Here is a 24,879-nt window from a genome sequence, read left to right as displayed (position 1 = left end):
ATATCTTCCGTATCACATAATATATGTCGTATCACTCCATTAACACTAGGTCAAAATACAATCTACATAAGGTAGAGACGGAATATCTTCCGTGTCACATAATATATGTCGTATCACTCCATTAGCACTAGGTCAAAATACAATTTACATAAGGTAGAGACGGAATATCTTCCGTGTCACATAATACAGCTTTTAGATTTGTTCTTAACTTGTGTGACACGCAAAGTACTGCGTCTATACTAGTCACCGAAAACCAAAAAAAAGCCTGTGAACATTCAGTCCACAGGCTTTATATAAATAAGCGAGAAATTAATCTTACATATTACGTCTGTACTGTCCTCCTACTTCAAATAATGCTGAAGTAATCTGACCTAACGAACAGACTTTAGAAGCATCCATTAGCGCTTCGAATATATTGCCATTTTGAATAGCTACTTCTTGAATACGCTCTAATTCTTCTTTTACTAAAGCTTCATTAGCCTTATTCAAATTCTCTTTTGTTTTGATTTGGAACAGTTTCTCCTCCTCTGTTGCACGGATAACTTCAGCAGGAACTACTGTTGGAGATCCTTTAGAACTCAAGAAAGTATTTACTCCAATAATAGGGAACGTACCATTGTGTTTTAATGTTTCATAGTACAATGACTCTTCTTGAATCTTAGAACGTTGGTACATGGTCTCCATTGCTCCTAACACTCCTCCTCTTTCTGTAATTCTATCAAATTCTGCTAATACAGCAGCCTCTACTAAATCCGTTAATTCTTCAATAATAAATGACCCTTGTATTGGATTCTCATTTTTAGCCAATCCTAGCTCTTTATTTATGATTAACTGTATTGCCATAGCTCTACGTACAGATTCTTCCGTAGGAGTCGTAATAGCCTCGTCATACGCGTTAGTGTGAAGTGAATTACAGTTGTCATAGATAGCATACAATGCTTGAAGTGTAGTACGAATATCATTAAAGTCAATCTCTTGTGCGTGTAATGAACGCCCTGAAGTCTGAATATGATATTTAAGCATCTGTGCACGTTCATTAGCACCATACTTATTTTTCAGTGCTTTTGCCCAAATACGACGCGCTACACGACCAATTACTGCATACTCAGGATCAATACCATTCGAGAAGAAGAACGATAAGTTTGGCCCGAAGTCATTAATATCCATTCCTCTACTTAAATAATATTCTACATAAGTAAATCCGTTCGCTAATGTAAATGCCAACTGGGTAATAGGGTTTGCCCCTGCTTCCGCAATGTGGTATCCTGAGATAGACACAGAGTAGAAGTTACGCACATTCTTCTCAATGAAGTACTCTTGTACATCTCCCATTAAACGAAGTGCAAACTCCGTAGAGAAGATACAAGTATTCTGAGCTTGATCTTCTTTTAAGATATCCGCTTGTACCGTACCACGAACTTGTGATAACGTATTCTTTTTAATCTCAGCATACACCTCTTTTGGCAATACTTGATCTCCTGTTACTCCTAAAAGCATCAGTCCTAAACCATCATTTCCTTCTGGTAATTCACCATTATAACGAGGTCTCTCTACACCTTTTGCTTTATAAATAGCTTCAATCTTTGCTTCAACTTCCGCTACTAAGTCATTGTCTTTGATATAGATTTCACACTGTTGATCAATAGCAGCATTCATAAAGAATCCTAATAACATAGGCGCTGGCCCGTTAATAGTCATCGATACTGATGTCAAAGCATGTGCAAGGTTAAACCCTGAATACAACTTCTTCGCATCATCTAAACAACAGATAGAAACCCCTGCATTACCAATCTTACCATAAATATCAGGGCGATGTCCTGGATCATTACCATATAAAGTCACAGAGTCAAATGCAGTAGATAGACGCTTAGCTGGCATACCTAATGACACATAGTGAAAACGTCTATTGGTACGCTCTGGTCCTCCTTCTCCTGCAAACATACGTGTAGGATCTTCTCCTTCACGCTTAAACGGATAAAGTCCTGAAGTAAACGGAAATTCTCCTGGTACATTCTCTTGTAATGACCAACGCAAGATATCTCCCCAAGCTTCATACTTAGGCAGCGCAATCTTAGGAATCTGTAAATGTGATAAACTCTCTGAATGCGTCGCAATCTTGATTTCTTTATCACGTACTTTGAATGAGTACACTGGGTTTTTATACTTGTTCACCTTCTGATCCCATGTTAGAATCACTTCCCAATTATAAGGGTCTAAGTTCATCTTCACCTTGTCAAACTCCTTTAATAGAAGGTTGATGAACAATTGTGTATCAGCATCTTTAGAAGCTATTGTTTCTTCTACGATTCCTGACTTATCTATTTCTGGCAATTTACCAGCTACTGTTTCTATTGTTTTGAAAATACCGTATAGCTTCTGAGCTACCTCTTTTTGAGTTAATACCGTCTCATCATATTTACGGTTGTTCTCCGCTATCTCAGATAAGTAACGTGTACGGTTAGGAGGTATCACGAATACTTTCTCACTCATCTCCTTAGTGATTTCGAAACTAGACGTTAAGTCTGCTCCTGTCTTCTCTACCACTTTATCCATAATCGCTTTATACAAAGCATTGGTACCAGGATCGTTAAACTGAGAAGCAATCGTACCAAATACAGGCATTTCGTCTGGGTTTACATCCCATAAGTTATGGTTGCGTTGGTATTGTTTCTTTACATCTCTAATTGCATCTAATGCTCCACGCTTATCAAATTTATTGATTGCAACGATATCAGCGAAGTCAAGCATATCAATCTTTTCTAACTGAGTAGCCGCTCCGAACTCTGGAGTCATAATGTATAAAGAAGCATCTGAGTGGTCTAAAATCTCCGTGTCTGACTGACCAATTCCCGATGTTTCAAGAATAATTAAATCATAATTGGCAACCTGAAGTACTTGAAGTGTTTCTTCAACATAACGAGATAACGCTAAGTTAGACTGACGAGTAGCCAGAGAACGCATAAACACACGAGGATTATTAATCGAGTTCATACGAATACGATCTCCTAATAAAGCTCCTCCTGTCTTACGCTTAGAAGGGTCAACAGAGACTAGTGCTACTGTTTTTTCAGGGAAGTCAATCAAGAAACGGCGAACTAACTCATCTACCATAGATGACTTACCTGCTCCTCCCGTTCCTGTAATACCTAATATAGGTGTATTCTTATGTTTCTTTTCGTCGTATTGGAATACTTTAAGGAAATCTTCTTCTCTATTTTCAGCTAACGAAATTAAACGAGCAATCGTAGTAACATCTTTATCTGCCAAAGATTGATATACATCTTTTCCCTCTGGTAATTGCAAGTCCATTGTAGGATAGTCAGCCTTCCCTACCATATCGTTAATCATCCCTTGTAATCCCATCGCTCGTCCATCATCTGGAGAATATAAGCGTGTGATACCATAATCCATTAACTCCTTTATCTCACTAGGAAGAATTACTCCTCCTCCTCCTCCAACGATTCGGATATGTCCTGCTCCTTTTTCTTGTAGCAGGTCGTACATATATTTAAAATACTCGTTATGACCTCCTTGATATGAAGTCATTGCAATCGCATTAGCATCTTCTTGGATAGCTGTATTCACTACCTCTTCAACGCTCTTATCATGTCCTAAGTGAATAACCTCACATCCCGTCGATTGAATGATACGACGCATAATATTAATCGCCGCATCATGGCCATCAAATAAAGCCGCCGCAGTAACTATACGCACCTTGTTAGTAGGCGTATAGGGTGTATTTTGTTGCATAATTTTTTAGTTTTTGTAGAATGCCAATATAATAAATATTCGCTAATTTCACTACCCCCCTCAAAAGATTTGAGTTACTTATGCTTAAATCAACAACACATAGTTCTCCCCTATACCCCGTTATACAATCCTATAGCGTTAACCTAATTCATATCTCATCCATACATTAGCTTCTATATATTCACCTTTATCCATTTCTAAATCTATCTGAATAGGATTAAGCAATACAGGTAAGATGTATTGACCAGAGCTTCTGAACTTCATATTAGCCCATTGCTCCCACTCGGCGATACTTCCTTCAACAACCATAGAACGCTGACAAATCTTTACGACATGAGCACCTCCTTTTATATGTGTACGTATCCATGCATCATAAGGCAAACCATCATTATTCTTCCATTGGATATAATCATCCATTGAAATCAAAGGAAAATTCGTCTTTAAGTTAGGTCTAATAGGCAGTATAAAAGCATTCATTTCTGTAGACAAAGCAATGCTTTTCATATACTGAATTAACTGATGACTAATGCCTTTACCTTGATAGTTCTTATTGAGCCCAATCTGCAATGCACAAAGTGTATTTGGGATTAATCCTTTCTCATGATCTTTAACAGCCTTTTCCAAAGCCCAATCCCATCCTCCTTCAGGTAAGTCAGCTAACTCCTCTGCAGTAAGATGAAGTGGAATACAATTTCCATTACCAACAACTACATTTCCTTCTAAAAGATAAAACTGATAATCAGCGAACAACTCATATATACTATCCCAATATGTTAGATTCACTGTATCTGCTAATACATAAGCAGGCCAAACATTAAACTGATCTACTTGATGATTATAGTCTATGCTCTGCTCTGCTGTCAAAGCTTTAGCTGTGGAGAAAGTATAGGAAGTAATCTGTGTCATAATTCATTATTTAATTGACTGCAAGTAACAAATTTACGCTTTATGATTCTTTCATTTAAACGTAAACTGACATAAAATACAGCTCAAACGCCTACCTAGATACAGAACAACTTCTAAAAAGCATCAATATCACTGCTTTTAGAAACATTAGTACAGTAATAGTATATGGATTACAATTTTATCGCATAGCGGTCGCATAAAAAACCATCAAAAATATGCGAGCAGTATGCCATCACTATGCGATAACTATGCGAACACTGCCTATTTTTTCAAAATTAGATTTATCTTCATTGCTTTGATTTTTTGAGTTAAAGCTATTTATTACACCTAATCTACTTATCAAAACAAGCAAATTTACATAGTATTTAAATAATTTTTGAACTAGCTATAAGTACTCGTTTAAGATTATAATGGAGCGTATTAGTATAGATTTATAACCATTAAAATAAATATTCACTTTTTTGTTGCACATATCATTATTTTATTAACTTTGTATTTCAAAGTACTTTTACTATGACAAATAAAGCTATTGAAGATTTAAATCAAATCAAGTCGATAATGGAGCGCTCTACTAAGTTTTTAAGCCTTAGTGGTTGGAGCGGTATATGGGTAGGTTTATGTGGGCTTATTGCTGCAAGTGTTTTATACTATTGGCAGACAAGCTCTACGTACTCTTATGAAAATCTAACACTAGAAGATCCGTACCAAACTGCTTATACTGCAGAAATGCTATTAGTGCTAGCTATCGCTACCTTTGTCATTGCTGTGGTAGGTGGATTTTTCTTTACAATACGCAAAACACGCAAACAAGGGAAATCGTTTTTAAATCAAGTCACTAAGCGCTTATTAGTACGCTTCTCTATTCCGCTAATAATAGCCGGAATTCTTTGCTTAATATTACATAAGTATCATTTGCTACAATTTGCTTTACCTACTACACTATTATTCTATGGGTTAGCACTATTTAGCGTCCAAGAAGACACTGTCAAAGAAGTAAAATCAATCGCTGCACTAGAGATAGTCCTAGGTTTACTAGCGTTCTATTTCTTAGATTACACACTTTTACTATGGGCAATAGGGTTCGGTTTAGTACATTTGCTTTACGGGATTATTTTATGGAATAAGTACGATAAATAAATTATAACACAAATATGAAATTCGATTTAGAAAAATTAAACAAAGTCTTTGACAATCGTATCCGCGTAGGTATTATGAGTGGATTAATGGTCAATGACTCCCTATCGTTTAAAGATCTAAAAGAATATCTAGACCTAACAGATGGAAACCTTGCCTCTCATTTAAAGAACCTAGAAGAAAGTAATTATATAACGGTTACAAAAGGATTTGTTGGAAGAAAAACAAATACTACTTATACAGTGACTGAAGAAGGTAAGCTTGCCTTTAAACAACACCTAGCCTATTTAGAAAATTTAATTAAAAAGCTTAAATAATTTTTTTACCCATCAACTTTGAAAAACAAAGTACTTTTAATTCTAATAAAATGAAAAAAGAAAATTACAAACCAATGATCAAAGGAGTTATAATCAGTGTATTATCTCTTATGTTACTTATCACACTACCTTTTATCAGTAGTCTAATCTCCGAACGTGAAAGCTTTCAGAGTGAAGTAACGACTGAAGTAACCTCTAAATGGGGACAAAAACAAACCATATACGGTCCTTTTGTCCTTGTAGAATACTATACTAATCATCTTACTGAGGATGGAAAAGTAATGAAACAATTAAACAGTTATTTACAAACTCCTATCAAACAAGATTTTACAGGTGATATAAAAACACAAATTAAAAAAAGAAGCTTATATGAAGTAGCACTTTATAACACTAACTTAAATGTAAAAGCTAGCTTCCCTACGCTAGATGAATTAGCCTCTACGTTAAATCTAGCAGATAAGGAAGCATTTACAAATGCGAAGATTGTCTTCTCTGTATCAGATAGTAAAGGTTTCACTCAAGAGATTCTTATCAATAAAAACCCTCAACAATACTTTGAGCAGGATAGATCTCTAAGGATCAATTCTAGTATTGCTTTCTTAAGTTACGATATCAATAAAGAGGATATAGATTTGAGTAATATTAATTTTCCTATTCAGTTAAAGGGTTCTACAGAGATTAACTTTCTAGCAACTGCTAAACAGACTAATGTCAATGTCACTTCTGACTATAAGGATATCAAATATATTGGAAACTATCTACCTGATAACGATGAAAAACAAAGCGTAAACGAGCATTCAAAATGGACAATTTTTCAATCTATACCAATCAGCTCTGATCTAAATACAATTACCCAGTTGACAGATTATAGTTTTGGAATGAAATTTCTACAAATGAATGACTTTTATAGCAAAGTAAACCGAGCTACTAAATATGCTTTACTATTTATAGGCTTAACCTTCGCTACCTTCTTTTTTATGGAGAATATAAAAAACCTAAGCATCAATATCTTACACTACACATTAGTGGGGTTAGCTTTATGTATCAATTTCGTCTTACTCCTATCCTTTGCAGAATATATAGGCTTTAGTTATGCTTATATTATTTCAGCATCAGCGACTATAATTTTGATTACATCATTTATCTTTGGATTGAGCAAAAACAAGCGTATTGCAGCAACTATATTTGGATTATTATTTGTGTTATATGCATTTCTATTCTTCCTATTACAATTAAAAGAAGCTGCACTTATTGTCGGTAGTATTGGATTATTCACCATCATCGCCATACTAATGTACTTTTCTAAAAGAATAAACTTCACTAGTGAAGAATAATAAATGAGAGAGGTCGCTTAATAGCGACCTCCCTCATTTATCTAATACCTAGATTCTAGCACTCTACTGACTCGTTTAAATCAATAGTAAAAGAAATACTAGTTCCTTTACCTTCTGTACTTGAAATATTAATCTTACTATTCATCAATTGGGTTCTTGCTTTTATATTAGTAAATCCAAGCCCTCTCTTTACTATATCTGTATCAAAACCTACTCCATTATCTTTAATAATTACCTCAAATCTCGTTTCTTCTCTTAACAGTATAGATACTTGACATTCTGTTGCCTTAGCATGTTTCTGTACATTCTGTAAACACTCTTGTATAATTCTATAAATATGAACTTTAAACTTAATACTTAACCTACTAAAGCAAATATCATTAGACATAAATAATATAAACTTAGTTACTTGATTTCTATTCTGAATCCCTACTAGATCCCTAATTAGTTCATTGAACTCTTTATTTTTAAAATCCTCTTCATGTCCTAATACATGAGAAACATCTCTTATATATTGTTCTACCTCTTTTACTTCATTAATAAGGGAATCTTTATGTGTCTCTACAGACTCTTTACTTACCTGCATTAATAAAAAACGAGTGACAAATAGCTTATTTAAAACACCGTCATGTAGTTCTTTTGCTATTTCTTTACGCTCTATATTACGGGCTTCGGCTAATTCATTTTGTACATTGATAATAGAGTCATAGTACTTCTCTGTGTCTTTCTGAAACAACTTGACTAAAGAAACTTCTTTTGCTTTTTGCCTAAACAAAATAACAAAGAAAATAGTTATAGCAAGTACAAGTAAAGCACTAGAAACCATCGTAATAATATTCTTCTGATTTTGTAATTGCTCATTTGCTCTTTCTAGAGAATCCGCTTCAAAACTAAGTCTTGCAAAAGTATTCTTGATCACATTATTCTCATCGAGTATAAGTTTATTCAACTCCTCGTATCTCACAAAATTGGTATTATATTGCTCTTTTTTGTATTTTAATAATACAGTAAGAGTTTCTTTTTCTAATCCTAGATTATTATTTTGATGAGCATATTCTAATACCTCGTTTACAAGTTGATTTCCTTGTTCTTCTTTTTTAATTAGATAGAAATACTCTGCTAAAAGAATTTTATACGAATTATAATCCTGAAGATTCTTGTTTTTCAATTGTATATCGATTGCTCTAACAAGATTCTTTTCTACATCATCATAGTGTTTACTCTTAATATCGGCTTGAGTTAAGTTATATAACAAATGTGCCAACATCATCTCATCATATATAGTACTTTCATTGATATATTTATCAATAACATTATGTATTAAATTTTGGGCTTTTTTATACTCGCCTTGCTTAATATAAACCTCTGCTATATTATAGTAAATCGTAATTTTGTTCAACCTAATTGCATCAGGTAAAAAAAACTTTACAATTTCAGGGTTATCTAAAAGTTTTAAAGATAATTCTAATTGCTTTAAAGCTTCTGGCAATTGTTCTAAACCTACTAAAGCATTAGCCATTATAATAGATTCTGAATATTTAATACGAGCATCTTTATGCTCTTTATTAACATTCATCGCTTTAAGAATCTGTGATTGTCCTTCAGTAAAGATTTTATTATTTAAAAGAATAATAGCTTTATGAGAATACACTTCTTGCAAGTTTACAGAATCCTGAATAGACTTAAACAAAAACTCAGCTTTAGTGTAATTATAATAAGTACTATCTATTTGAAAACTTTGAGCATAACGTTTACCACGTAAGAAATAAGCTTGCGCTTCATTTTTCTTGTCATCTGCTTTTCTAGACCGTTTAAAGAGTTCTTCTATATACTGCTTATCTGCATTAGTTAGTAATATATATTTTCGCAAAGCATTTCTGCTCTGCTCAGTATTCCTTAGGTTTAATATAACATTACCTAAAGAGTCTGCAGCAGCCTTATCTTTATCAGTAGGATTAAATCTGTTATAACTCTTTATAAATGCGTTTATTTCTTCTAACTTTAAGTCTTCTTTATTGGTTTCAGTCTGTGTACAATGAATCATCGACATAGAAATACACAAGACTGCAAAATATAAGACTCTTAGTTTAAACATTTTAAATACAAGACACTATAACTTATTAAAAAAAGCATACAAAGATAGAGAACTATTAATATGTAATCTAGTAAAAGTAAAAAGTATATAATTAACTATTAATTACCGAATACATAATACTATTTACAACGAAATACACATACTTTATTTAATTTCTCTGTATTTCTAGAAATAAATTATGAAGAGAATTTTCGTTCCACTACCTTTCTTACTAATCACAAATAATTTCCCCTCTATAATCTCTATTCGTTCCTTAACATTCGGTAGTCCATATCCACCTTTTATAGACCTAGTATCAAAACCAGTCCCATTATCCGTAATCGCTATTTCAAAACTTACAGGAGTTTTAAGCTTAATATCAACGACACACTTACTCGCATTAGAATGTAAAGCTACATTTAACAAAACCTCTTGTATCGAACGATAAATATTTATTCTTTTTCGGTGATCTAGAGATTCTAGATCAAGTTTCGAATCTATTAGTATACTAAAATCAATATTTGACTGTCTTTTCTGTACTAAGACAAGTTCTTGTAATAACTGTTGAAATCCCTGTACCTTCCCTCCTTCTTCATTAACAAGACTATGAGATATATTCCTTATATAATCCTCTACTTCAACAACTTCATTTACCAAAACATCCTTATGATTATCAATTTCTTCTTTCTTTAATTGCATTAATGTAAATCGAGTTGCAAATAACCTATTAACTACCCCATCGTTTAATTCTTTCGCAATTATTTTACGTTCTCTATCTTTTGCTACAGCCAAATACTTCTGAACGTTTATAATTGAATTATAATACTGTTCTGTATCTTGTTGAAACATCTTGATTAACCCTATTTTTTTTATCTTTAAATGATATATATAAGCTAATAAAATAATAGTAACAATCACAAATAAGCTAATAGTAATTGTACTTAATAATCTATTTCGCTCTAGTAATGTTTTATTCAATTCATTCAAAGAGTCTGCCTCTTGTTTTATTCTTATAAAGCTATTTTGAATTAAATTTCCTTCTCCTTTAAATCTCTTACTTATTTCAATATATTCAATAAAAAACTGGTCTGATCTATCAGAATCATAGGATATTAATAATTCTAATGCCTTCAATTGATTTTCAAAATCTCCCACACTACGAACTTCTTCTAATATTCTTTCAACTAAAGGGAAGCCTAAATTTACTTGCCCTGTTACAAAATAATATTCTGCCAAAACTAATTCAGCTTTATGGATAATTATTCGGTTCTTATTCCTTTTTCCTATTTCTATTATCTCGTTTAATAAAGCATGTATCCCTTTGTAATCATTTGTTTTTAATTTAGTAGAAGCTAAACTAATAGCTAAATATGCGTAGTATCTTTCACTAGTTACATCATTAAAATTTATATACTTAGCTATACCTTCTAATAGTAGTTCTTTAGCCTTGAGGTACTTTTCTTGTTTTATATACACCTTTGCTACATTATCAACTAAATAAGTTTTGCTAAGATTAATATACGCTTCTGATTCCTCTGATAATATTGTTTTATCTGAAAGTAATTCGAACGCTTGGTTATAATAGTGTAAAGCATCCTCATACATACCTAATCCACTAAAAACATCTCCAATTGTAAAATACTGTTGATGACGTCTTCGAATAGATATTTCTTTGGTATTATAGCGAATAGATTTTAGAATTTGTTTTTCTGCCTCTGAATAGACACCATTTTTATTAAGTACATAGGCCTTTATATAATAAGTGTAACTAATATTTAAGGAATCCTTTTTTATGAGATATAGTTTTTCAGCTTGATTATAATAATAGTAAGCACTATCAAATACAAGATTACTCAAATAATACTGACCTGTCAATAAATAAGCATTTGCTATATCTATACTATCACGATCTTCAACTGCATAGTCATATTGGATATTCCATTCCATACTGCACCACGATTCCATTAAAGTGCACCATTAATTCCGGTAAAGTATACCACTTATTCCGGTAAAGTATACCACTTATTCCGGTAAAGCGCATCAGTAAAGTTAATTTTTTTAGCAGTAAAAAAACTGACATTCCGACATACAGTGCACCACTTATTCCGATTCAAAGTACACCACTGAAGAGTATAAACTATTAATTAAGCTAATTTAGAATATGTTTTTAACCCTAACATTCTTCTAAATATGGCTAATAAAACTCTTCCTATGCACAAAATAAAGCAAGTACTGTTATTTTTAGACAGAGGCATTTCTCAAAGAAATATAGCCCTGCAAACAGGTATAAATCGTCGAACTATAGCATCTTATTTAGATCTAGCACAGCAAACTAAATATTCATTAGCAGAGCTAATAGCTATGGAAGATAGTGATTTAGCTCAATGTTTAGTTTTAATAGAAAAAGACTCCATTTTAGATAATCAGCGTAGAGTTCATTTAGAATCTCTGTATCCTTATTTTTTGATAGAATTAAAAAAAATAGGTGTTACTAAATATTTGTTATGGCAAGAATATATTCTAGAAAATCCTGAAGGCTTTAAATACTCTCGTTTTTGTGAAATTCTGAGTGAATTTTCAAAGGTAAAAGGAGCTACATTAAGCATTAACCATGAGCCAGGGGAATTAATTGAAGTAGATTTTGCGGGAGACAAACTAACTTATATAGATAGATCTACTGGAGAAATAATATCTTGTCCTGTACTAGTAATGATACTGCCATTTAGTGGATTAGCCTATGTAGAAGCTCTTGTAGATGCAACTGTACCACAGATAATAAAAGCCTTAAATAATGGACTTGCTAGCTTCGGAGGTACTTCAAAATCCATTATATCTGATAATATGAAACAGTGGGTTAAGAAGGGAAATCGCTATGAGCCAGAGTTTAATGAAACACTCGTACAATGGGCTAATCACAACAACATAAACTTATTAGCTGCAAGAGCCTATCAACCAAAAGATAAGGCTTCGGTGGAGAATATGGTTAAAATCACCTACAGACGGGTTTATGCTAAACTCAGAAATGAAGAGTTCTATTCTTTAAAATCGTTGAATAAGAGTATACTTGAAAAACTGAAATCCCATCATGCACTAAATTTTCAAAAGAAAACTTTTAGCCGTCAAGAATTATTTGAAACACAAGAAAAACAAACTTTACAAGCACTACCATTAACTCCTTATGTGTCTAAAAACTATACTCAAGCGAAAGTTCAAAAAAATTATCATGTAGTACTGGGAGAAGATTGGCATTACTATAGTGTTCCATATCGCTATATAGGCAAACAAGTGCGAATCATCTACTGTACAGACTATGTTGAAATCTATTTTGGCAATGAACGAATTGCAGCACATATAAGAAATTATTCAAAGAACCACTTTACTACAGAGCTTTCCCATCGCCCAAATAATCATCAAGCGTTCTTAGAAAGCCAGACTTGGGATGCGAATCACTATTTAAAAGTAGCTTCTGAATATGGTTCAAATACAGCATTGTATTTTCAAAAAGTTTTAGATAGCAAACCTAATGTTGATCATACTTATCAAATCTGTTTAGGTATCCTACGTTTAGCTAAATCTCATCCACAACGTATTGAAAAAGCTTGCACAAGAGCTCTAAAAGGAGCACGCTTCAATTATAGCGTATTAAAAAATATCCTTGATAATAACATGGATATGAGAGAAGACCCTGAAATAGAGTTTAAGAAAATACCTGAACACGAAAACCTACGTGGAGCAGACGCATATAAATAAAATCTTTTAAATATATAATATTATGAACACAGACAAAACAGTAGAACAACTGAAAAATCTACGACTTACAGCTATGGCTAATCGTTACCAAGTGGCTTGTCAACTACCGGTTCACGAGCAACAAAACATTCATGAACTATTAGCTAATATGGCACAGGCTGAAATAGAATATAGGGAAGAAACTAAAACCAAGAGGCTTTTAAAGGCAAGTAAGTTGCGTTATAATGCTTTACCTGAACAGATCATATGCAATGAGGAACGTGGGCTGACAAGAGAACAAATTTTAAGACTTTCTGATACTCTTTTTTTAGAAAAAGCTGAAAACATACTCATTACTGGGGCTACTGGATGTGGTAAAAGCTTCCTTGCTTGTGCTATCGGTAGGTCAGCTTGTATGTTAGGTTATAGAACAGTTTATTTTAGTATGAGTAAGTTCATTGAAAACTTAGCACAGACAAGATTAGACGGGACTTATCTTAAATGGATAAAATTCATCTCTAATCAACACGTATTAATACTAGATGATTTTGGACTCAAACCTTTGACCCCTGATGCTAGATTGACACTATTGGATATACTCGAGGATCGATATGGTAAGAGCTGCACAATTATCACCTCTCAACTGCCAATAGAGAGTTGGTATAACTTTATTGATGAGCCAACTTTAGCAGACGCAATACTTGACAGATTGACAGCTTCTGCACATCGATTAACTTTAAAAGGAAAATCTCTAAGAACAAGAAAAAATTAGTAAATTTGATAATATCAGTGAAGTACAGAATTTTTTATAAGAGGTAGTCTAACTGGTGTACTTTGTCGGAATGGTGGTGCACTTTCATCGGAATATACACATATAACCGATCACAATACTTTTTATGAGCTTTAGTTTTGTTTATATAATCCTTTATTATCTCTCTATTACCACGGGAATTAGGCAATAACAAAACAAGTTTTCCTATAGAATCAGCTTGTTTTAGCATTAAGTCATTTACCGCATCAGTATTATAGTTTTTTAGAAACTCCTTTATAGAATGATTTATAATATCATTCCTTTTTGAATTATCACAACCATATATAGCAAATACTAATACCCAGAAAGGAAGAATTAGATAAAGAGATTTAGAAGTCATTTTTAAGCATCTGCATATTAAACATTTATTCAGATAATAATAATTATATAACTAAAAGGACAAAGTATGTAAATATAATAGTTATATACATTCTTTGCCTTTATAACTAAAATATTATTTCTCTAAACAAATAATACTAACATATAATTAATAAAAAAGCACTCTATATAGAGTGCTTTTTTATTAATTATATGGATATATTTTCAAAGTCTTACTTGTATTATCCCTAGTACTTGCTACTAGTTCAGGATGTTCATTTAGCTTTAATCCAAAAGTAGGAATCATTTCCTTAAATTTAGCTTGCCATTCAGCAGACTTAAACTCTTCTTTAAAACATTGTGATAAAAGCTTTAACATAATTGGAGTTGCGGTAGATGCTCCTGGCGAAGCTCCTAATAAAGCTGCTATTGATCCATCAGCAGCACTTACTACTTCAGTACCAAACTGCAAGATTCCCTTTCCATCTTTATCTTTTTTGATAACTTGTACACGTTGTCCTGCTTTTTCTAATTTCCAATCTTCCTCTTTAGCATCTGGATAATATTCTCTTAATGCTGCATAACGAGATTTTGAAGACTGTAATACTTGTTCTATCAAATATTTGGTCAAATCCATATTGCGAAGACCTGCTCCTAACATTGGACCAATATTATTAAATTCAAGTGATTTAATTAAGTCCCAATATGATCCTCTTTTTAAGAATTTAGTAGAGAAACCAGCGTAAGGTCCAAAAAGTAATGAATGCTTTCCATCAATAAACCTAGTATCTAAGTGAGGTACAGACATCGGTGGCGCTCCTACAGATGCTTTACCATATACCTTAGCCTTGTGTTTTTTCACAACTTCAGGATTACGACATACTAACCATTCTCCTCCTACAGGGAATCCTCCATAACCTTTGCTTTCTGCAATATCTGCTTTTTGCAATAGTAGAATCGCTCCACCTCCTGCTCCAACAAATACAAATTTAGATTTGATTACCTTTTTTTGTCCTTTACTATCTGTTGCAGATACAGTCCATTCAGAACCAGTCTTTGTGATATCTTTAACCTCACAATTAAAAGTCATATTAACTCCATCTTCACTCTTTAGATGGTCAAATAACTGACGAGTAAGATCACCAAAGTTAACATCTGTTCCAAGATTCATATGTGTAGCAGCACATACTTCATTTTCTTTTCTGTTCTCTATAATTAATGGAGCCCATTCTTTTATTTTCTCTTTATTATCAGAGAATTCCATTCCTTGGAATAATGGATATTTTTGAAGTTCATTATAACGTTTTCTTAAATAGTTTACGTTATCTTCTCCCCACACAAAGCTCATATGAGGTACAGTATGGATAAAATTACTTGGATTTTTAAGGACCCCCTTATTTACCAAATAAGACCAAAATTGACGAGAAACTTCGAATTGCTCTACAATATTGATTGCCTTAGAAGCATCTATTGTACCGTCTGCTTTTTCAGGCGTATAATTTAATTCACAAAACGCAGAGTGTCCAGTTCCGGCATTATTCATTGCATCAGAACTTTCGGCAGCCGCACTGTCGAGACGCTCAATAACCTCAATTTTTAAGTTTGGTTTCAGCTCTTTCAGTAGGACCCCAAGAGTAGCACTCATAATACCTGCCCCTACCAAAACAACATCAGCCTCTGATTTTTGTATACTTGACATTATATCGGATTTATTTATATGCAAAACTAATCTTTATTTAAGAGAAATTATCTACAACTAATCTTAAATAATCATAAAATTAAAAAACATTTATCTTCTCATGTAGTCTTGTAGAATTATAGTCGCTGCTATCTCATCGATCAACGCTTTATTCTGTCTTTGTTTCTTTTTAAGACCACTATCTATCATTGTTTGAAAAGCCATCTTAGAAGTAAATCTCTCGTCTATTCTCTCAACTGGCATACCAGGAAAAGACGTCTTAAACTTTTCAATAAAACTATTCAACAAAGGTACTACTTCAGAAGGTTCATTATTTAGGCGTTTTGGTTCTCCAATAATCACCTTCTCCACTTTCTCTTTAGAAAAATAATCTTTTAGAAATGGCAATAGTTGCTCTGTATCAACTGTAGTTAATCCAGAGGCTATAATTTGAAGTTCATCACTTACAGCTATACCTGTACGTTTTTTACCGAAATCGATAGAAAGCAATCTTGCCATTTTATATTGTATGTTTTTTTTAGTATTTAAATGTTCCGTATTCAGAAGTGATTGTTAGTTTCTTCTCTTCTGAAGCTTCCACTCTACCAACTATCTGAGCTTTTACATTAAAAGATTCTGAGATAGCAATAATATCAGCTGCCACTTCTGGTCTTACGTATAATTCCATACGATGACCTGAGTTAAACACTTGATACATCTCTCTCCAATCTGTGTTAGATTGCTCTTGAATTAGCTTAAATAATGGTGGAACAGGAAACATATTATCTTTGATGATATGTAATTTATCCACGAAGTGAAGAATCTTTGTCTGTGCTCCTCCACTACAGTGAATCATCCCATGAATATCATCTGATTTATATTTATTTAATATTGACTTAATAATAGGTGCATAAGTACGAGTAGGTGACAATACTAATTTACCAGCGTCTATAGGAGATCCCTCTACTACATCAGTAAGATGTACTTTTCCTGAATAGACTAATTCTTCAGGCACAGATGAATCATAACTCTCTGGATATTTTGCTGCTAAAGAATGATCAAAAACATCATGTCTAGCTGATGTTAATCCATTACTTCCCATACCTCCATTATACCCTTTTTCATAGGTAGCTTGTCCAAATGATTCTAAACCTACGATAACATCACCTGCTTGAATATTAGCATTATCAATAACATCACTTCTCTTCATACGTGCAGTCACAGTAGAATCTACAATAATCGTACGAACTAAATCTCCTACATCTGCAGTCTCTCCTCCTGTAGAGTGAATTGTTACTCCAAAAGATTTCAATTCATTAATTAATTCCTCTGTTCCATTGATAATAGCAGAAATAACTTCTCCCGGAACTAGATTTTTATTACGCCCTATAGTGCTAGAAAGCATAATATTATCTGTCGCTCCTACGCACAATAAATCATCAATATTCATGATTAATGCATCTTGAGCAATTCCTTTCCATACAGAAATATCTCCAGTTTCTTTCCAATACATATAAGCTAAAGAAGACTTCGTACCCGCTCCATCAGCATGCATAATTAAACAGTAATCCTCATCCCCAGTTAAATGATCTGGGATAATCTTACAAAATGCCTTTGGAAATAATCCTTTATCAATGTTCTTAATTGCATTATGAACGTCTTCTTTCTCAGCAGAAACTCCGCGTAGTGCGTATCTATTATTTGAACTCATAAATGTTGTGTTGTTTCTGCAAATTTAGCGCTAATGTTAATGTAAAGCAATCTTATTTTTGGTGAACTTTTCTCTTTTTTTAGTTAAGATTACTGCCTGTGAGTTTTTAAAACAAAAAATCCACTCTCTGAGAGTGGATTTAAATTCTATTTGAACAACAATCTGATTAGATTGTTTTTAATACTTCAATTAAAACATCAATATCTTCTTTTGTGTTTTCATGACCAAAAGAAAGTCTTAAACTTGGTTTCTTTAAGTCTTCTGAACATAAGAATTGTGACAATACATGAGAAGGTTTTTGACTTCCTGATTGACATGCACTTCCTCTAGACACTGCAATTCCTTTCATGTCTAACTGGAACAACATCATAGCTGCTTTCTCCTCAGATAGAGGTAATAATACATTTAAGATATTGTAAAACCCTACATTATTTCCATTAAAACATACTTCTGGAAATACCTCTACTAATCTTTCTTTACAATATTCTTTGATACTAGTGATATGAGCTCTTTCTTCTTCTAATAAATCATAAGCCATTTCCAAAGCTTTAGCCATACCTACTACTTGATGTACTCCTTCAGTACCTGCTCTTAACCCTTTCTCTTGTTCTCCACCAAACATCACAGGTTTTAGCACATTTTTCTTACGGATAAAAGCAAATCCAATCCCCTTTGGTCCGTGAAATTTATGAGCACTAGCTACAATAAAGTCTATCGGTGTCTCTGCCAAATCAATTTTAGTTTTACCTATAGACTGCACAGTATCACAGTGAAATAATGCATGATGAGCTTCGCATAACGTAGCTACTCTTTTTAAATCTAATTCTGTCCCTACTTCATTATTAACATGCATTAAACTTACTAATGTAAGTTTAGATTCATCTTTTAATAATTCTTCTAATTGATTATAATCAATTTCACTAGAAGGTTGGATATCTAAGAAAACTAATTCTGTACCGAACTCAGCACTTAATTGTTTTACAGTATTTAATACAGCGTGGTGCTCTAATTTAGAAGTGATAATTCTTTTAACTCCTAAATCACGAATTGCAGAACGCAAAATCCAGTTATTACCTTCAGTTCCACAAGATGTAAAGATAATCTCAGAAGAAGTTGCATTAAATTGCTTTGCAATTACTTTTCTAGCATTCTCCACTAAAGCTTTAGCGTGTCTACCGATAGCATATGTTGAAGATGGATTACCATAATCATTTCTAAGTACATTAACCATCTCTTCGATTACTTCTGGACGTACGGATGTAGTCGCAGCATTATCAAGATAAACGTGTTTCATTTTCTTTTTGTTGGTAAGTTATTGTTATGCTCTTTCTAAAAAAGAGTTGTTTTGTCTTGTCTTTTATTGTCACGTAATCGCAAATGTAGTAAAAACTGATATTATTACTACAATAGAATTAACATCTTTTCACGCTATATGTGAAAAGTATTAGTAATTACAACTCTTACTAAAGTCAATCTAATTAATATCATCTATCTGTATATTTTGCTTAGAAAGCACCTTTTTTGCCACTATACCAAAAGCTAACAAATATGCAAAACACAATAAACTAACTATGTATGATTGGTGAATACCTAGTATATCTGCAACTTTTCCTTGAATCGGAGGAATAATACCCCCACCTAATATCATCATGATTAACAGAGAAGACCCTTGAGCAGTATATTTACCTAAGCCAATAATAGCAATATTAAAGATAGCTGGCCATAATACACTACAAGCCAAACCTCCAGCTAAAAAAGCATAAATAGCAATCATACCAGTACTGAACAACCCGACTAACATTGCTAATAATCCAAAAAGACTAAACAGCATTAATGTTCTCGCTGATTTATTCTTTGCCCAATACGTTAATACAATTTGTAAAACCACACAAACAGAATAGTAATACAAAGGTGTTACATCATTACCTGCCAAATAATTAGCCCCAAGAACAGCAAAATAAGCTAAAAATGGAACAACAATCATTGCTAATAATTGCTTCCCTTTAGACAAATTAAATACACTCACAGCACCAGCCCATCTCCCAATCATCAAACTTCCCCAATACATCGATATATAAGGAGTTATCTGAGAAGATTGGAGATTACCAAACTCTTCTAGCTTAAGTAACTCTCCTAAATTACTTCCGATACTTACTTCTACCCCAACATATGCAAAAATACCAAACATCCCTAAAAGCAACTGTGGATATTGCATCGCTCCCCAACCTTGTTGATTTCTCCTACTGCTTCGATAAGCAAAGCCAATACTTCCTCCTATCACCACTAAAGCTGCCGAAAGTAACATAATTCGTTTATTATCTAACCCTTCTTTAATTTCAACAATTTGAGTATCTAAAAAAGTGATTGCTTTCTCTTTTTCAACTAACTGAGAAGCCTCTACTTCTTTATTGCTCAAAACTTCCTTTTCTTTAACCAATAATTCTACTGGTTCATTAGCTGATTGACTATAGGTATTAAATACAGGAATATATATCATTATTAATAGTAGTGTCATCGTAACTAAAGTTCCTATTGCTTTCTTTGCTGGTTCCATAGGCTCAATACGCACTCCATCAGGTATTTTTTTTGAGAATCTAAACAACATTGCCGCAATTACAAAAAGAGCTCCTACTCCCGCATATAACATTGTCATACTCGACAGACTCAGATGTTGTATTTGATCATCAGTTAGTGCGACTGTACTTCCAAATAAAGCAAACGCCATTAACAATGGCCCTATAGTTCCTCCCAGTGAATTAACCGCTCCCCCTAAGCTCACTCTACTCGTCCCTGTCTTAGGATCTCCTACAGAAATCACTAGAGGATTAGCCGCTATCTGTTGTAACGAAAAACCGAGAGCTACTACAAATAACCCAATCAACAAAGCAGTATAAATATTTACATTCACTGCCCAAATCATTAATCCTGCCCCTATTGCTGAAAACAGCAGACCAAATACAATTGATTTCTTATAACCATAACTTGTTACGAGATCCTTCCCCTTAATAGTACTTAAAATAAACAAAATCAAAGCTCCTGAATAATATGCTGTATAAAAAGCAAAATCAATTAATTGAGATTGAAATTGATCTAAGTGGAAATAAGCTTTACAAAATGGAATAAAAATACTATTACCTGCTCCAAAAAATCCCCAAAAGAAGAATACCGTAACTAAAGTATATAGTGCAGGATAATTAGTTTTTACTGTCGAATTATTCATGTGATAACAAGAGTTTATTACGATTACATTAACATTTTCAAATATAGACAAATACTATTTGTGCATAAAAAAGACAGTCATTTTTTTTATTGACTCCTTTTATATCCCTAATAAGCATTGAATACACCATCTAAAATGTAAAAAAAGACTCAGAAATAATAATAAAAAATTATAATATACCCATGCAAACTATTTTATAGCAATAAAAAAACTATTTTTGCTGTATACAATAATATATTCACGACTGATGAAAAAGTTTTTTACCCTTACAGGTATATCTTTTATGTTTTTACTTACCTCTTGTGATGATGGTAATCTAGTTTATAAAGACATTGATTTTAACAACGTAACTGCTGTACAGAGATGTACTACACCAGGAGCTGATAAGATTTTCTACAAACTTCAGAATGATGAAGCACTAATACTTGTTATTGATGCTGATAACATCATGAGAGATGAAACTATCAACAGAGCTAGAGTAGAGATTAGTGGAACAGATACTAGCTTAGATTATAGAAAGTATACTGATAAAGTAGAAGGCACATCTATATGTAACCTTCCTCCTCCAGCTACTCCTTCTGTCATTCAGAGTATACCTGCATCTCCAGGTGGAACAGTCATCATAGATAGAACAGTACAGGTTAATAATAATACAACAGCAACTGATAATAGCGTCAACCTAATTTATCAGTACACGTTTTCTTTATTAAATATACATTTTAATCAAGGAGACACTAGTATTAAATATGATCAGATGACTTTTGGATCTACAACTTATGCAAATAGAACTTTAGCTTTTAAGTTTGATAATAACAATGGTAATGGTCTAAACAATTTTAATTGTAACAACTCATTATATAACTTAAAAGACAAAGAAGCTCTTATCTTGAATATCACTGAAGATGATCTTCCAACAGAAGCTACGGCTGAAAGTATTATAGAACTAAACGATAAAAGACTACTTAGTATAAAACAATATAGTCGTACAGGTATTAATCTAAATCAAGTATGTGAGTACGAAGGAGACATACCTGGATCAAATACTAACAACCCAAATAAATTAGAAGAATATTGGGTTGCACCTAAAGGGCAAATAGTTATCAAATCTAGATGGACTGAACCTGTAGATGGATCTGAACCAAAATTACTACATGAGATCTCACTAAGAAACCTAACATTCATAAAAGCAAGTAACACAGATAGGACATTCATAAAACCGACATTACCTTTCGGAACTATTGTTACAGATAAAAAATAATTCTATCCTATTTAGGACACTTAAAGTCGCTGTTTTTAACAGCGACTTTTTTATTATTAGTAATAATACTAAACCTTTCTTATAAATATTACAAAAATAAATATTCATCAAAGTTCTAAAAAATGGTACTAAATAGCTCTATAGCATTGCTAAAATTAAAACCATTTAAAAGTCTAAATAGGAACAAATACAATGATTCTAAAGCTTCTTTAAAAAGAAAGAAGATTAACTTTTATTTTTGTACTACATAATTATATGGCACTTTTTAACTTTTATTCCCTCTAAAATTCAAAAATTGCTACTACAATAAAATTTAAATATTTTAAATATCTTCAATTTTATTCAATATAACACAACTTTTATACAAATAAGCATATTGATATCTAACATTAGAAGTATTTACATTCAATTTTATTAGAATTTTAAAACAATTTTAGATAATACTAAACATTTTATATATTGCACATGTAAACAAAACCAAAAAGGTCTTAAATAAAATAATAGTTCTTTATTCTTTCTATAATTTTTAAAAGTATTCAAAGAGTAAAAAGTTATTGTACTATTCACTTTTTTAGTTTTGATATTTTCTACAATGAAGATTTTACAAGAAAGGGCTAAATAAATTATATTAACAAGTGTCACTCTGAAGATACGAGAATAAAAAATATAGATGAGAAATAAATTCACATTTACTGTTGCTTTAATTGCAATTAGTTTGGCGAGCTTTGCACAAGAAAGAACAAATACAATAGATAATCAATTTAATACTTTACTAAACGAATCAACAAACTGGCAAAAGTCTAAAATTGTCGAGGTAGAAAAATTGCACCAATTACAAAAAAATGTAAATGACTCTCTTACTAAGTTACATCTAACTATTGCTAATAATAAAGATGCTTCTTTAGAACATAAAGAATCTGTTGAAAGCTTAACATCGCAGTTACAAATAACTAGAGATTCTCTTTCAACTTCATTAACTACTACAAAGAATATTGAAGTTTTAGGAATATCTTCAGAGAAATCAACTTTCTTGACGATTATATGGGCTATTATAGGTATACTAATTATTGTTTTAGGAATAATATACTATCGCTTTAAAAGAAGCTTTTCTGAAATCAGAGAAGTAAACAGAAAATTATCTGAGACAGAAGAAGAACTTGAAGAATTAAGAAAATCTTCTCTTGAACGCGAACAAAGAATACGCCGTCAACTTCAAGATGAAATCAACAAGAACAAACCAGTTGAGAAAAAAGAATAAATATAAAAGGGAATCTACCGTGTAGATTCCCTTTTATATTTAAATGGGAGTGTAACACAAACTGTGTCAGTCTCCATTTCCTAGCTTTTGGGCTTAAGCCCAAAAGCTAGGAAATGGAGTTTTTTTTACGGTTGTAATCTATCCCCAAATTTAATATACAATTGTGACATTGTCAACCCCCAATTATGAATAGGCATAGTCCATTTTTTAGAGACCTCTGTAATAGCTAAAAACATTAATTTCAAAAGAGATTGTTCAGTAGTAAAGGCTCCCTTAGTCTTGGTTACTTTTCTTACCTGTCGATGCATAGCTTCAATAGCATTAGTGGTATATATTGCTTTTCTGATATGAGGGTCAAAATCAAAATAAGTTGACAAATGTTCCCAATTGTCCAACCACCCTTTAGCGGCTAATGGATAATTCTTTGCCCATTTTTCTTCAAACTGCAATAACCTTTCATAGCCTTGTTCTTCACTTACAGCAGTATATATAGGTTTAAGATCAGCAGCAACTGCTTTCTTATCTTTATGAGGAACAAAACGCAGACTGGTTCTTATTTGATGAACAATACAAAGTTGTACTTGTGTCTTAGGAAATACAGCTTGTATAGCTTCAGGAAAGCCTTTTAAACCATCCACACAAGCTACAATGATATCTTGGACACCACGCGCCTTAAGATTAGTTAATACTGAAAGCCAAAACTTAGATCCTTCAGTATCTCCAAGATAAATTCCTATTAATTCTTTCTTTCCTTCTTGATTAACCCCTAATATATTATACACTGCTTTAGATGTAACACTACCTTGTTCTTTTACTTTATAAAACATACAATCTAAGAAAACAAAGGGGTATATAGCTTCTAAAGGGCGATCACGCCACTCTTTCATTGCAGGTATGACTTTATCAGTTATACGCGATATTTCTGTGGCTGAAATATCCATACCATACATTTCCATGATATAACCCGCAATATCACGAGTACTACTGCCTTTAGCATATAGGCTAATTACATTATCCTCTAATTGATCTGTGATAATAAGTTGACGTTTAGGTAACACCTTAGGTTCAAAGGTTCCATTGCGATCGCGATTAGATTCTAATTCAATAGAACCCGACTGCATACTTCGAACAGTTTTAGTTGTCTTGCCGTTGCGACGATTTGCAATCCCTTTAGCCTTTTCTTCTTCCAAATGATTCTCTAGTTCACTTTCTAACATAGTCTCAAGGAAATGTTTTAAAAGGGGACCAAAAACACCATCTGGACCTCCCATTTTCTTTCCTTGATAAATATCAGCCATTGCCTGTTCTTTAAAACTCTCGAAATCAAATTCTTTCTTTTCTGTGCTCATTTTACTAATGTACATATTTTATTATACAATTT

General features: G+C 32.6%; 18 protein-coding genes. 7 read left to right on the top strand and 11 right to left on the bottom strand.

Annotation, left to right across the window (positions count from 1 at the left end; translation table 11 throughout):
• Positions 1-315: 315 nt before the first annotated feature.
• Together E0Z07_RS12515 and E0Z07_RS12510 are read right to left on the bottom strand one after the other, a co-directional pair.
• Positions 316-3,750 (bottom strand): methylmalonyl-CoA mutase family protein, encoded by a 3,435-nt coding sequence (locus E0Z07_RS12515; RefSeq protein WP_006265172.1) that lies wholly within the window; start codon positions 3,748-3,750, stop codon positions 316-318.
• Between the two features lie 138 nt (positions 3,751-3,888).
• Complete coding sequence (locus tag E0Z07_RS12510) at positions 3,889-4,656, bottom strand: hypothetical protein (protein WP_016649521.1); 768 nt, start codon at positions 4,654-4,656, stop codon at positions 3,889-3,891.
• 513 nt (positions 4,657-5,169) lie between these two features.
• Here E0Z07_RS12510 and E0Z07_RS12505 point away from each other — a divergent pair.
• From E0Z07_RS12505 to creD, 3 genes are read left to right on the top strand one after another with little or no spacing between them, the layout of a single operon-like run.
• Positions 5,170-5,793, top strand: a complete 624-nt coding sequence (locus E0Z07_RS12505) for a hypothetical protein (RefSeq protein ID WP_131540816.1) — start codon at positions 5,170-5,172, stop codon at positions 5,791-5,793.
• A 14-nt stretch (positions 5,794-5,807) separates the two neighbouring features.
• Entirely contained in the window at positions 5,808-6,107 is a 300-nt protein-coding gene (locus E0Z07_RS12500; RefSeq protein WP_006259078.1) for a winged helix-turn-helix domain-containing protein, read from the top strand.
• A 50-nt stretch (positions 6,108-6,157) separates the two neighbouring features.
• Positions 6,158-7,441, top strand: coding sequence for a cell envelope integrity protein CreD (gene creD / locus E0Z07_RS12495; RefSeq protein ID WP_006259079.1), 1,284 nt, complete (start codon positions 6,158-6,160; stop codon positions 7,439-7,441).
• 55 nt (positions 7,442-7,496) lie between these two features.
• On the opposite strand, the gene E0Z07_RS12490 is transcribed toward creD, so the two are convergent.
• On the bottom strand, positions 7,497-9,536 hold the full coding sequence (locus E0Z07_RS12490) for a tetratricopeptide repeat-containing sensor histidine kinase (RefSeq protein WP_006261045.1): 2,040 nt from the start codon (positions 9,534-9,536) through the stop codon (positions 7,497-7,499).
• A 165-nt stretch (positions 9,537-9,701) separates the two neighbouring features.
• Positions 9,702-11,462 carry a tetratricopeptide repeat-containing sensor histidine kinase gene (locus E0Z07_RS12485; RefSeq protein WP_233445973.1) on the bottom strand — a complete coding sequence of 587 codons (1,761 nt, stop codon included), beginning with the start codon at positions 11,460-11,462 and terminating at the stop codon, positions 9,702-9,704.
• Between the two features lie 243 nt (positions 11,463-11,705).
• Between E0Z07_RS12485 and istA the strand changes: the two genes are divergently transcribed.
• Positions 11,706-13,265: an IS21 family transposase gene (gene istA / locus E0Z07_RS12480; RefSeq protein ID WP_233445958.1), complete on the top strand. Its 1,560-nt coding sequence runs from the start codon at positions 11,706-11,708 to the stop codon at positions 13,263-13,265.
• A 22-nt stretch (positions 13,266-13,287) separates the two neighbouring features.
• Positions 13,288-14,016: an IS21-like element helper ATPase IstB gene (gene istB / locus E0Z07_RS12475; RefSeq protein WP_006260682.1), complete on the top strand. Its 729-nt coding sequence runs from the start codon at positions 13,288-13,290 to the stop codon at positions 14,014-14,016.
• Positions 14,017-14,050: 34 nt separating this feature from the next.
• On the opposite strand, the gene E0Z07_RS12470 is transcribed toward istB, so the two are convergent.
• The 6 genes from E0Z07_RS12470 to E0Z07_RS12445 form a co-directional block, all read right to left on the bottom strand.
• Entirely contained in the window at positions 14,051-14,395 is a 345-nt protein-coding gene (locus E0Z07_RS12470; RefSeq protein ID WP_233445972.1) for a hypothetical protein, read from the bottom strand.
• 183 nt (positions 14,396-14,578) lie between these two features.
• Entirely contained in the window at positions 14,579-16,075 is a 1,497-nt protein-coding gene (locus E0Z07_RS12465; RefSeq protein WP_262711049.1) for a malate:quinone oxidoreductase, read from the bottom strand.
• Positions 16,076-16,162: 87 nt separating this feature from the next.
• Entirely contained in the window at positions 16,163-16,570 is a 408-nt protein-coding gene (gene ruvX, locus E0Z07_RS12460; RefSeq protein WP_131540814.1) for a Holliday junction resolvase RuvX, read from the bottom strand.
• Between the two features lie 19 nt (positions 16,571-16,589).
• A complete protein-coding gene (locus E0Z07_RS12455; RefSeq protein WP_006259084.1) occupies positions 16,590-17,762 on the bottom strand; it encodes an AIR synthase related protein in 1,173 nt (390 codons plus the stop codon).
• A 166-nt stretch (positions 17,763-17,928) separates the two neighbouring features.
• A complete protein-coding gene (locus tag E0Z07_RS12450; protein ID WP_006259085.1) occupies positions 17,929-19,056 on the bottom strand; it encodes a cysteine desulfurase family protein in 1,128 nt (375 codons plus the stop codon).
• Between the two features lie 180 nt (positions 19,057-19,236).
• Positions 19,237-20,982, bottom strand: coding sequence for an MFS transporter (locus E0Z07_RS12445; RefSeq protein ID WP_039329345.1), 1,746 nt, complete (start codon positions 20,980-20,982; stop codon positions 19,237-19,239).
• 247 nt (positions 20,983-21,229) lie between these two features.
• Between E0Z07_RS12445 and E0Z07_RS12440 the strand changes: the two genes are divergently transcribed.
• Entirely contained in the window at positions 21,230-22,240 is a 1,011-nt protein-coding gene (locus E0Z07_RS12440) for a hypothetical protein (RefSeq protein ID WP_039329343.1), read from the top strand.
• A gap of 670 nt (positions 22,241-22,910) precedes the next feature.
• Positions 22,911-23,498 carry a hypothetical protein gene (locus tag E0Z07_RS12435; protein ID WP_006259091.1) on the top strand — a complete coding sequence of 196 codons (588 nt, stop codon included), beginning with the start codon at positions 22,911-22,913 and terminating at the stop codon, positions 23,496-23,498.
• 125 nt (positions 23,499-23,623) lie between these two features.
• Here the strand turns inward: E0Z07_RS12435 and E0Z07_RS12430 are convergent, their stop codons facing one another.
• Positions 23,624-24,847 (bottom strand): IS256 family transposase, encoded by a 1,224-nt coding sequence (locus E0Z07_RS12430; protein ID WP_039851636.1) that lies wholly within the window; start codon positions 24,845-24,847, stop codon positions 23,624-23,626.
• Positions 24,848-24,879 lie beyond the last annotated feature (32 nt).

It is taken from the genome of Myroides odoratimimus (assembly GCF_004337635.1).
Classification (GTDB): domain Bacteria; phylum Bacteroidota; class Bacteroidia; order Flavobacteriales; family Flavobacteriaceae; genus Flavobacterium; species Flavobacterium odoratimimum.
This window is presented reverse-complemented; position numbering and strand designations above follow the sequence as displayed.

Coding starts and splice junctions, on each gene's coding strand:
- E0Z07_RS12515 (WP_006265172.1), bottom strand. CDS start 3,750: ATGCAACAAAATACACCCTATACGCCTACTAACAAGGTGCGTATAGTT.
- E0Z07_RS12510 (WP_016649521.1), bottom strand. CDS start 4,656: ATGACACAGATTACTTCCTATACTTTCTCCACAGCTAAAGCTTTGACA.
- E0Z07_RS12505 (WP_131540816.1), top strand. CDS start 5,170: ATGACAAATAAAGCTATTGAAGATTTAAATCAAATCAAGTCGATAATG.
- E0Z07_RS12500 (WP_006259078.1), top strand. CDS start 5,808: ATGAAATTCGATTTAGAAAAATTAAACAAAGTCTTTGACAATCGTATC.
- creD (WP_006259079.1), top strand. CDS start 6,158: ATGAAAAAAGAAAATTACAAACCAATGATCAAAGGAGTTATAATCAGT.
- E0Z07_RS12490 (WP_006261045.1), bottom strand. CDS start 9,536: ATGTTTAAACTAAGAGTCTTATATTTTGCAGTCTTGTGTATTTCTATG.
- E0Z07_RS12485 (WP_233445973.1), bottom strand. CDS start 11,462: ATGGAATGGAATATCCAATATGACTATGCAGTTGAAGATCGTGATAGT.
- istA (WP_233445958.1), top strand. CDS start 11,706: ATGGCTAATAAAACTCTTCCTATGCACAAAATAAAGCAAGTACTGTTA.
- istB (WP_006260682.1), top strand. CDS start 13,288: ATGAACACAGACAAAACAGTAGAACAACTGAAAAATCTACGACTTACA.
- E0Z07_RS12470 (WP_233445972.1), bottom strand. CDS start 14,395: ATGACTTCTAAATCTCTTTATCTAATTCTTCCTTTCTGGGTATTAGTA.
- ruvX (WP_131540814.1), bottom strand. CDS start 16,570: ATGGCAAGATTGCTTTCTATCGATTTCGGTAAAAAACGTACAGGTATA.
- E0Z07_RS12455 (WP_006259084.1), bottom strand. CDS start 17,762: ATGAGTTCAAATAATAGATACGCACTACGCGGAGTTTCTGCTGAGAAA.
- E0Z07_RS12450 (WP_006259085.1), bottom strand. CDS start 19,056: ATGAAACACGTTTATCTTGATAATGCTGCGACTACATCCGTACGTCCA.
- E0Z07_RS12445 (WP_039329345.1), bottom strand. CDS start 20,982: ATGAATAATTCGACAGTAAAAACTAATTATCCTGCACTATATACTTTA.
- E0Z07_RS12440 (WP_039329343.1), top strand. CDS start 21,230: ATGAAAAAGTTTTTTACCCTTACAGGTATATCTTTTATGTTTTTACTT.
- E0Z07_RS12435 (WP_006259091.1), top strand. CDS start 22,911: ATGAGAAATAAATTCACATTTACTGTTGCTTTAATTGCAATTAGTTTG.
- E0Z07_RS12430 (WP_039851636.1), bottom strand. CDS start 24,847: ATGAGCACAGAAAAGAAAGAATTTGATTTCGAGAGTTTTAAAGAACAG.